The organism is Kitasatospora sp. NPDC093558 (assembly GCF_040683475.1).
Taxonomy (GTDB): Bacteria; Actinomycetota; Actinomycetes; order Streptomycetales; family Streptomycetaceae; genus Kitasatospora.
Window position 1 is genome coordinate 1 of record NZ_JBFBDY010000824.1, and the last position, 2,444, is coordinate 2,444.

Here is a 2,444-nt window from a genome sequence, read left to right on the forward strand (position 1 = left end):
GCCGCCCCTCCCGGGCTGGGGGGCCCCGGCGCCGCGCAACCCCTTCCCCGCTCTCCCAACCCACCCGCCGTGCCCGGGCATCCCCCGGGGCCTCGGCGCCGTCGTTCCCGGCCGGTCAGGCGAGGTGCTGCACGGAACAGGCGAGCACCGTACGGCCGTCAGCGACCGCCTCGGCCCGCAGGAGCACGCCGGTCCTCGGGTCGACGGTGAAGCGGCAGGTCAGGGCCTCGTCCGGCGCCCAGGCGCTGAACGGGAAGGTGCGCAGCGGGCGGACGGTTGCCTCGACGGAGGTCGGAGAGGTGGCCGCGACGTGTGCGAGGTGGGACACGATGCGGGCCGGGGTGAGGAGTTCGGCCAGACGGGCGGCGGCGGGGCTGGTGCGGTCCGGTTCGTAGTCGCCCGACAGCGTGAGCGTCTGGGTGCCGCTGGTGATCGTCCAGGTGCGCGGTGAGGGCGTGGACACGATGTCGAGGTCGTCGTGGGATTCCGCCTCGATGTGGACGTCCGCCGTCAGGCTGGCGGGCTCCAGCAGGGTCCTCGCCAGCCGGCCCAGCACCGCGCCCGCCTCGGCCGGAGGGTCGAGCCGACGGAACGTCAATTCGTTGATCCGAGCGGTGGCCAGGACGCCAAGCTCGTCGTGGAGCACCGCGGACCGGAGGAAGCCGGTGGCCGGATCGAGCCCGACGGTCAGGCTCCGGGCACCCGGCGGCAGCCACGCATCGGCCGGGTCGGCGAACAACGGGTGCGGGGCGATGGCGAGTTCGACCAAGCCGTCCCGGCCGCGCCGCGCCGCCGTGACCGTCCCGACGCCCCGGACGAGGCGTGCCGGGTCGAGGAGCGCGGCCCACGGTTCGTCGCCGTCGTCCTCCCGGAGCCGGCGCGGGGAGATCCCGTCGAGGTGGAAGGTCTCCTTTGCCGCGGGCCACGACGCCGTCGGCCCATCCGCCACACCCGTCCCGAAGCGGCCGCCCAGGTTCGGGGCGATGTCCCTTGCCGCGCAGTCGAGTTCGATCACCGCGTCGACGCTCGCGTCCCCGGCGGCACCCGCCGCGATCCGGGACAACGCCCAGGCCGCGAGCCCGGCGGGGTCGGCGGGCGGGTCGCCCAGCGGGTCGTCTAACGAAGCGGTAGCTGCCATGAGGCCCAGGTCTCCTCGGCGCCCGGTCGGGTCGGCGCCCACTGGACGTACAGTACGCGGTACGGGCGGTCCGCCGGTGGCGCGCCCACGACTTCGACCGAGAACGACCCGTCGCGGTTGTCCGTGATCCGGCAGCCCGGGTCGGTGATCCCCGTCCCGCAGGCCAGGACGGTTTGCCGGTCCGGGTCCTCGTCCGGGATGCCGGACGCGTCGACGGCGCCGCTCAGCATGAAGGAGGCGTAGGACGGGACGGCGGGGGCCGTGACGGTCACCCGCACGGGCCGCCCGGCGTCGGCCCCGGGGCCGGACAGCCCGGCGGGACGGCCCCAGTCCAGCCGCTGCGGTGGCGCCTTGCTCCGGCCGCCGCCCCAGTCACCCGCCACCAGCGGCAGCGTCGCCCCACCGTCCTGCCGGGCGGCCGGAGTTGAAGCCGCAGGAGTCGACGCCGCGGCGGGCGTCCGGTCCGGCTCCCCCGTGCAGGACACGAGCAGGGCGGCGGCGGCACAGGCCGCCGCCGCCCCGAGCGCCCGGTGTGTCAGCCGGTGCACTTGATCTCTTTGTCGTTCTGGTTGTAGACGTAGGCCGAGCCCCGGCCCTGCGGCCCCGACACGTAGAAGCGGGCCTCGCCGCGGTAGCGGTACCAGGAGTCCTTCGAGCAGTGCTTCGGCGCCACGACGCGCAGGCTCCTGGAGTTGCTCTTGCCGCCCCGGCTGGTGGTCAGGTGCTCCCAGCCGTACCAGCGCGAGCGGTACAGCGCCCCCTCGGTGGAGAGGTTCGGGGCCACCTGGCGGCAGTTGGTGTCGAAGTGCACGTTGATGGTGCTGCGGGTGGTGTGCGAGTTGTGCGGGTAGTCCACCTTGGCCAGGCAGAAGTAGGGCAGGTTCGCCGCCTGGAGGCCGACGGTGTCGGGCGCGTCGGACGCCGTGGCGTCGTCGGCCCCCAGGACCGCCTCGCCGCGCACGGCGGTCTCGTCCCCGTCCGCCGTGTCGTCGCCGGGCTGGGCGTCGTCCGGCCCGTTGACGACGACGACCACGGTCTAGTCGGTTCCCGCGGCGTCCGCCGGGAGGCGGTCGGCCGCTCCGGCGACGCCGCCGCCCGTGAGGGCGATCCCCGCGGCGAGCGCCGCTGCGGACGCGAGCGTGATGATGCGCCGTCCCCGGCGCATGGTCTTGGCCACAATTCCCCCTGTGTGGTCAGAAACATGACAGTGCCGAACAGTCGGGGGCACGGACAGCCCCCGGGTTGTCACTCTTGCACCCGCCGGGCCGGAAGCCCAAGTCCTTTATGAGAAAAGGCTTTTGTTTCT

General features: G+C 74.2%; 4 protein-coding genes. All 4 read right to left on the minus strand.

From position 1 onward, the window contains the following. Window positions 1-115 precede the first annotated feature (115 nt). From AB0O00_RS35690 to AB0O00_RS35705, 4 genes are read right to left on the minus strand one after another with little or no spacing between them, the layout of a single operon-like run. Window positions 116-1,138, minus strand: coding sequence for a hypothetical protein (locus tag AB0O00_RS35690; protein WP_363658862.1), 1,023 nt, complete (start codon window positions 1,136-1,138; stop codon window positions 116-118). Then, entirely contained in the window at window positions 1,117-1,686 is a 570-nt protein-coding gene (locus AB0O00_RS35695) for a hypothetical protein (RefSeq protein WP_363658863.1), read from the minus strand. Before AB0O00_RS35695 ends, AB0O00_RS35690 begins: the two co-directional genes overlap by 22 nt. Next, window positions 1,674-2,171 (minus strand): hypothetical protein, encoded by a 498-nt coding sequence (locus AB0O00_RS35700; protein ID WP_363658864.1) that lies wholly within the window; start codon window positions 2,169-2,171, stop codon window positions 1,674-1,676. The genes AB0O00_RS35695 and AB0O00_RS35700 overlap by 13 nt, the downstream gene beginning before the upstream one ends. A 3-nt stretch (window positions 2,172-2,174) precedes the next feature. Continuing rightward, window positions 2,175-2,315 (minus strand): hypothetical protein, encoded by a 141-nt coding sequence (locus tag AB0O00_RS35705; RefSeq protein ID WP_363658865.1) that lies wholly within the window; start codon window positions 2,313-2,315, stop codon window positions 2,175-2,177. Between the last annotated feature and the right edge of the window lie 129 nt (window positions 2,316-2,444).

Excerpts from the sequence above, each read along its gene's own strand:
- AB0O00_RS35690 (WP_363658862.1), bottom strand. The coding sequence starts at position 1,138 with ATGGCAGCTACCGCTTCGTTAGACGACCCGCTGGGCGACCCGCCCGCC.